4 protein-coding genes are annotated in these 7,406 nt (G+C 53.1%); 3 read left to right on the top strand and 1 reads right to left on the bottom strand.

Going from position 1 to position 7,406, the window contains the following annotated elements; genetic code table 11:
• The first annotated feature begins 1,148 nt into the window (after positions 1–1,148).
• Genes CLV88_RS11190 through CLV88_RS11180 form a run of 3 tightly spaced genes read left to right on the top strand, consistent with a single transcriptional unit; the run spans position 1,149 to position 4,339 of the window.
• Entirely contained in the window at positions 1,149–3,074 is a 1,926-nt protein-coding gene (locus CLV88_RS11190) for a DUF3604 domain-containing protein (RefSeq protein WP_106608495.1), read from the top strand.
• Positions 3,075–3,084: 10 nt separating this feature from the next.
• Positions 3,085–3,468, top strand: coding sequence for a DUF4345 domain-containing protein (locus tag CLV88_RS11185; protein WP_106608470.1), 384 nt, complete (start codon positions 3,085–3,087; stop codon positions 3,466–3,468).
• A complete protein-coding gene (locus tag CLV88_RS11180) occupies positions 3,455–4,339 on the top strand; it encodes a DUF302 domain-containing protein (protein WP_106608469.1) in 885 nt (294 codons plus the stop codon). Before CLV88_RS11185 ends, CLV88_RS11180 begins: the two co-directional genes overlap by 14 nt.
• A gap of 844 nt (positions 4,340–5,183) precedes the next feature.
• Here the strand turns inward: CLV88_RS11180 and CLV88_RS11175 are convergent.
• Positions 5,184–7,373, bottom strand: a complete 2,190-nt coding sequence (locus tag CLV88_RS11175; protein WP_106608468.1) for a calcium-binding protein — start codon at positions 7,371–7,373, stop codon at positions 5,184–5,186.
• Positions 7,374–7,406 lie beyond the last annotated feature (33 nt).

The raw sequence follows: 7,406 nt of genomic DNA, 5'->3' as shown, positions 1-7,406 counted from the left end.
CCCTCAATCCATCAGAAAAACGCCTAAGCCATCGTCACGCCAAATGGCCGGCTTTTACTCCGCCACACTGGCAGGTTTTTAATCCGCCGTTGACAGATGGAGGAGCAGAACAATTCCAGTTTCACAAGTCTTGACATGTCGGATCGGGGTTGGATCCGTACCCTATTGAAGAAGTTTTTACCTATTGCGGACGATTGCGAGCCACTTACTTTTAGGGCCAAATTGGGAGGAAAAGAGTCTGACGTCAGCGTCCATGTGTCCATTGTTCGCAATGCGCGCCGCGACGGCTACGAAGTTCGGAATTGAAAGTTAGTAAGACTTAAGATCGAAATGTCTGCTCCGGGCCGAAAACCCGTTGTATAAGAGATTTTTCTAGGTGACCGTGATGCCAGGCCGATCGGACAATGAAGGTGGATGATTTTGTGCCGTATGTGATCATAATTTCTGGGTGGCTGTCAGCTTGAACCAGAATGACCAATTGATAATCAATCATTTTATCTCGCAGCTATAACCACCTGAAGTTCAAAGACTTTGGTCGATTTCAAGCTTCGGTTTGCAACATTCTCTGCAACAAACCACGAGAATCCATCTTCGGCGAACGCTTTGCGGATTTCAGGGCGATTGCTCAGGTTGCGCATCGCCATCCGACAGATCGATTTGACTTAAGGACCGGTACTGGTGACGGAGATCAGCCAATCCCTAATGGTATTGATTTCGTCGATGTCGTTCAGTTCTTGGGTCAATTTCTCAAGTTCTTCATTCGCATCCGGCTAAGTATGCCCGCATCGACGCCGTCGCGACTATGCAGTCGGTTCCGCTTTGCCGGATCCAGACCTTCGCCGCACGATGCTCGAATGGCGACAGAGCGGGACTTTCCTGCCTTTCGCACTGATCGGTCCAGCTACTGCTTTCGGCCCAAAGGCGACCTTGATCGCCAAACTCTACGCCGCAGTGCAGCTTCACCAAACCAGCCGTTCGTCCATCACGCAGTATTTTGAACGTTACGATGACCGCAGAGCGGGACAAAACAGACATCCTAAAACATATACTTTTGGATAGCGAGCGAGACCTTTTATCTCTTGATGCCAGCGTTGCATTGCGGGTAACCTTTTGAACAGTTTGCTGATGGAGCGTTTTGGGACATCATGATGTTCAGACAAATTTCGCTAGCCCTTCTGGCAGTTACCGTTTCTCCGAGCTTTGCTATTAGTCAGGATATTGGACCCGCGGAAGAAGACGTTTCGGGACCACCACAAAACTATTCCCCGTTCATCGAACGCACAGTTAAAAATCGTGGCCTCGCAGAGGGCCTTTATTGGGGCGACACCCACCTGCATACGATGTTTTCGACAGATGCAGGAATGATTGGAAATACACTCACGCCGGTTGATGCCTATCGGTTTGCAATGGGTGAAGAAGTGATCACTTCGTCAGGTCAGAGACTGCGTATTGACCGCCCTCTCGATTTTCTAGTGGTGTCTGATCATGCTGAAAACCTCGGCTTGCCAGTGATGCTAGCGGAGGCAAATAGAGATCTGCTTGCGACTGAATACGGACAGCGGTTGTATGACCTCGTCCAAGCCGGTGAAGGCTATGCGGCTTTCCAACTTTGGGGCAATGATGGTGTGGCGCAGAACCGCGACATTATCGACAATCCTAAACTCGACCGTACTATTTGGGAACGGCAGATCGAACTCGCGGATCAGTATAACGACCCGGGGAATTTCACCGCGTTCATTGGGTTTGAGTGGACGTCTATCAATAATCGGGAAAAGCCATCCAACCTTCACCGTGTGGTGCTCTTCAAAGAGGACGGCCGAAAAGCCAGCCAAGTGACGCCGTTCTCCGCGTATGACAGCCCCGATCCGGAAGATTTGTGGGCCTACATGCAAGGTTACGAAGACCTGACGGGAGGCTCCGTCATGGCGATCCCGCACAATGGCAACCTGTCCAACGGTCTTATGTTTGCTACTGAGCGTTTAAACGGAGAACCGATTGACGCGGAGTATGCAGAAACGCGTATGCGGTGGGAGCCTATCATCGAAGTGACCCAAATCAAAGGCGATGGAGAGGCTCACCCGGCATTGTCACCGGATGATGAGTTCGCCGACTACGGGACCTGGGACAAAGGCGATATCGGCGGATTTAAACCAAAAATGCCTGAGATGCTGCCTTTTGAGTATGCACGGTCAGCGTTGCAGGTCGGCATGCAACAAGAACAGAAACTTGGCATCAATCCATTCAAATTTGGCCAGATTGGAGCTACCGACGCGCATACCGCAGTGTCCACGACACGGGATGATAACTTCTGGGGGAAGATGCCATCGTCGGAACCTTCACCCGATCGGTGGAAGCATTATGTGATTCAATCTTTTAATGGTGACGAAACGCTGTCTACATTCGAATATGAGGCTCTCGCTTCCGGTCTCGCTGGGGTTTGGGCGCGGGAGAATACGCGTTCGGCCATCTTTGACGCCATGCAGGCAAAGGAAGTATATGCCACTACAGGCACCCGGATAGCAGTCCGTTTCTTTGGGGGATGGGATTTCGAAGGCGCAGACGTATTCCGTCCAAATGTCGTCGACATCGGTTATTCCCGCGGCGTTCCCATGGGAGGAGATCTTCCGCCGCAGGGCGAGGCAACCGCTCCGGTGTTCATGCTCGGCGCATTAAAGGATGTGAGCGCGGCCAATCTCGATCGCGTGCAGATCATCAAGGGCTGGATCGACACGGAAGGGGCAAGGCAAGAACGCATCTATGATGTTGCTGTCTCGGATGGACGCGAAATTGGTGAGGACGGGCGCGCTCGGCAACCTGTTGGGTCCACAGTGGACGAGGTAAACGCGACCTACACAAACGCCATCGGAACCGCCGAACTGCGAGGTGTGTGGACTGACCCCGACTTTGATCCTGCTCTTCCAGCGTATTTCTACGCACGCGTTCTCGAAATACCAACGCCAACTTGGCAGGCACATGACGAGAAGTTCTATGGGATGAAGATGGACGCTGATGTTCCGCGTTCGCATCAGGAGCGGGCATATACGTCACCTATCTGGTACACACCAGAGCAGTAGGAAGACCAAAATGACTGACCGTGCACTGCTACTCCTTGCAGCACTTGGCCTGGTGCCGATAGCACTATCATACGGGCTCTTACCGTCAGTGACTGTAACATACTTGCTCGGCTTCCCAGTGGAAGGAACGAACCAAGCGCATGTTTTCCGAGCCATCATGGGGCTGTATCTGGCAAACGCCGTTTTTTGGCTGATGGCAGCAGGAAAACCGGAGTTGCAGCGGCCCGCGCTCTGGGTGCTTTTTCTGTTTATGGTGGGCCTTGCTGCCGGGCGCGCGCTGAGCATCATAGTGGATGGCACGCCAGGGCTCGTTTTATTGTTCTATCTTGTGGCCGAATTGGTATTCGGCGTGTTGGCCTTTGTTGCGTTGCGAAGAAATGATGAAGTTAATTGAGGTTGTTATGACTGTAGTTCGAACCGCGCATCGTTCGTTTGCGGGAATATCTCTAATATTTGCTACCGCAATGATGGCGCAGGCGTCATCCGTGCAAGAAACGGTGGACGAAAATCTTACGTCGATTGAGGTCGCCATCGAGGAGGCTGGATTAGCTTCCATCGCCTCGATTGACCACGCTCGGCTCGCGGCTGCCGAGGGTGTAGAGATGCCGCCCTCGCGTGTTCAGGTTTTTTCGGACCCTGAAATCAACACATCCATTCTGAAAGAAAACATACGAGCGGGGCTCGACTTACCATTCCGTGTTCTGTCTTACGCACAAGATGGTACCGCTAAAGTTGTTCATACGGGTTCGGATTTTCTTGAAGTCCGCCATGGGCTCAGCGACAAGCCCGCACTCGATATGTTCTCGCAAAGACTAGCAGATGTAACGCGAGCCGCCGACGGCGATGCAGCACCAATAGATGGGCTCAGTAACGACTATGGTGTCATCGAGTTGACCTCCGCACTAAGTGTTGCCGAGGCGGTTGAAAACCTCACCAACATCGTGATGGCGCAAGACGATACTGTCTGGTTCGGTGAAATTGACTTTGCTGAAGAAGCTGCAACGCAGGGTGTGGAACTGCCCGAAGCGGTACTTTTGCTCTTCGGCGGACCTGGGCCTGGTGGTATGGCGATGGCCAAGTTCCCATCAATCGGCCTTGATGCATTTTGCCAAAAGTTGCTGGTTTATGCGGGCGATGACGGTGGCTCTGTCGTGATTTTCAATGATATTGCTGCCTTTGCCGAGCTTCATTATGGCTCATCAGCCAAACCGCACCACGCGCTGAATCAAAGGCTTACAGCCACTTTTGAGAAAGCCCTTCAATAAAGCAGAACGCGCTTCACAAAGCCGATGTGATTGCAGCAGTGCTGAACTGGTATTTCTTTCAAAACTGAGGTTCGATTTGGGCTCAGTGCCGCCTTGCGACGGTGCAGAAAATTACGCCGTTTCAGGGTCGCCTGAACGTCAGCTTCCAATGTCTCAGCAGGGTAGGTTCGCACTTGCAGAGAAAGTCTGGAATCCGCCCTTACCACCAGTTCGTGCGGATTGCAGCATTTGAAAAAATGGGCTCTCTCCAGCCGTTCTCTGCACTTCGCACAAATGGCAGGTCTCGAGGTTTCTTGCCATTCGCTGCGTATCAAACGCGCAGGTTCTGGCCCTTGAATAACCGGGACCGCTGTCGTCTAGCGGTTTGACGCGACGATGTCCCGTATTGGCGAAAGCACATATTGCGATGTTGCAGAGATGTTGCAGAAAACCAAAAGCCGCCCCTAGGGGCGGCTTGTTACTCTCTTAATCTTAAAGAGATATTTTGGCTCCGGCGGTAGGGAACCTTGCCTGGCTTTACCTTTCATCGGCTTACGGGGAAATCCTCCCAAACTAGGGCGGTTACTGGGGCGGAACGTCAGTGAGCATGGGGCATTTCTGACGTCTGAACGAGCTTCGGTGAGTGAGGACTGGAAATGGCTGGGGCATTTTAGGTATCGCCAGAGCCTAGCCGGAGCCAAGTTCTAGCAAAGCCAGAGCCCAGCTGGAGGGACGCTGGAGGTCCGTAGCTACACCACCCACGCGAGAGACCCGCCAAGGCCACCACCGGCTCTTGAGGGGGCGTGGGGGAGCTCTGGAGGCTTGTCAACCGCGATTGTATTTCCCACCCCCAGAACACGACCTCCTAGAACACCGTGTCGTCGAACCAGCCGGAGTTCGAGGTGAAGTCTGCGACTGTGTGACCCTGGAAAATTGCTGTAGTGCCGCCGCTCGACAACGATACCCCGTCCAGAGTGTCGGTCATCAAGGACAAAGCTTCCTGTTCGGAGGCAATGCCGAGAAGGACTAGGTTTAACAGGTCTTGTTCAGGACCGCCAAGTTGGAAGTCCCCGACGGTATCGGTGCCGTTATTGGATGCGAAGGCAAACGTGTCACTATCATCGCCGCCATAGAGCACATCGTTGCCCGGCCCACCCCAAATGGTGTCGCTTCCTCCCTCGCCATCTACGGTGTCGTTACCACCGCCGTTGTAGACCAGATCGTCACCTTCTTCGTCGCCAAATTCGCCGCCGAAGATTTGATCGTTACCAGCGCCACCAAAGATGGTATCGTCGCCGAATCCGCCTTCCGCGTAATCGGCTCCAGCACCGAGATACAACACATCGTTGCCTCGGAAACCATAGACTTGGTCATCGTCATTGCCGCCTCCCAAGACATCGTTCCCGTCAGCACCGTGTACGACATCATTACCGCTTCCGGCCCAAGCCGTACCGCCAGCGGAATCCCTACTTTCGCTGGAACTGGTTGTCAGTATCTGCTCTCCAACGTAAATCAAATCACCTCCGTGGCCCCCAAACAGGGTGTCAGAACCAGTGCCTCCCACGAGGTGGTCGTTTCCGAAGCCACCGCCGACTACATCAGTCCCGGACCCACCAAACATGAAGTCGCCAGAGTCGTCTCCCGGTCCGGCAAAGATACTGTCATTCCCGTCGCCGCCCTCAATGGTGTCGCGCCCCGCATCGCCGCGCAGGAAGTCGTCGCCGTCCTCGCCCTGTAAAGCATCATCGCCGGCCGCACCTAGAATTGTATCGTTTCCATCGCGACCACGCAGTCTTTCATTAGCTGCGCCCCCACGAATATCGTCACTGAAGCGCGTTCCCGCGAGATCACGCACTGGATCACCAAGTAAGGTGTCCATGCTACCGAAGCCGTCTTCGCTCACTATGCCTGTCGCCAAGTTGGCGACGATGCCAGTTGAAACGCTGCCTGAATTGTAATCGACGCGAGCGAGGCCAGGTCCGTCTACGTAGTTGATCGTGTCATTGCCGCCGTAACCCCTTATTCGTACGTTTCCGCCTTCCGCAACCGTTACATTGAAGGTGTCGTCCCCATCAAAGCTACCATAAAGATTCAGAGTAGCCTGGGTCATTACAACCTCAACGTCGGTCAGGATGGTCGTGCCTTCTGGTCCTTTATCGACAGTGCCTGTGTTTGCCACACCGTCGATATTAAAGGTAACTCCGGACGAAAGGTCAAAATGTGCAAGAGCGAAAAAACCAGATGTTGCGTCTGTAAAAATTACAGTATCGTCACCATCGCCAGCTTGTATTTCAATGTAGTCGTCGCCCGCGCCGGGACGCAGCACATCATCCCCCGCGCCACCTCTGAGTGAGTCATCTCCGCCTCCTCCAACAATTGTATCGTCACCGTCAGCACCTTCGATGCGTTCTCCATTCGTTGACCCCGTGATTGAGTCATTCAAGTCGCTCCCGCGAATTTGCCTGACTGGATCACCAACGATCGTATCCATTCCCCCAAAGCCATCTTCGGAAACTTGACCTGTTGAGAGATCGGCGACTATCCCTGTGGAGACAGAGCTGGATCGATAATCCAACCGCACGGTGCCGGGACCTGAGACAATATTAAATGTGTCGTTGCCTGCCAATCCTCGTATGAATGCAAAACCACTATCCACGCCAGTCACATTGAATACGTCGTCGTTCGGACTCCCTTGAGCACCAAAGCCGCTAGCCAGCATAGCCGACTGAACGTTCAACAACGTGGTTACGCCGTCATCACCCTTGTCAATTGTTCCAGAGTTGTCGCTTCCGCTAATGTTGTAGGTCGCTTCTCCCGCAAGCGCATCAAATCCTATTACGAAAAACCCATTGTCGGCATCTGAGAAATCAATAGTGTCGTTGCCCGCACCGCTATCAACGAAGTCAAAGTCAGCGTTGTCTCCGGGGTTTATGAGGTCATCGCCAAGCCCACCATTGATAATATCAGTCCCGGATAGACCATTAATTGTGTCGTCGCCATCTGTCCCAATTAGTGTATCGTCGTCCGTGGTTCCGTTAATGAGCTGTCCGATCATGAATTACTCCTCCCAAAAATAGTTGTGGCTGTA

This window comes from Shimia abyssi, from assembly GCF_003014475.1.
GTDB lineage: Bacteria > Pseudomonadota > Alphaproteobacteria > Rhodobacterales > Rhodobacteraceae > Shimia > Shimia abyssi.
This window is presented reverse-complemented; position numbering and strand designations above follow the sequence as displayed.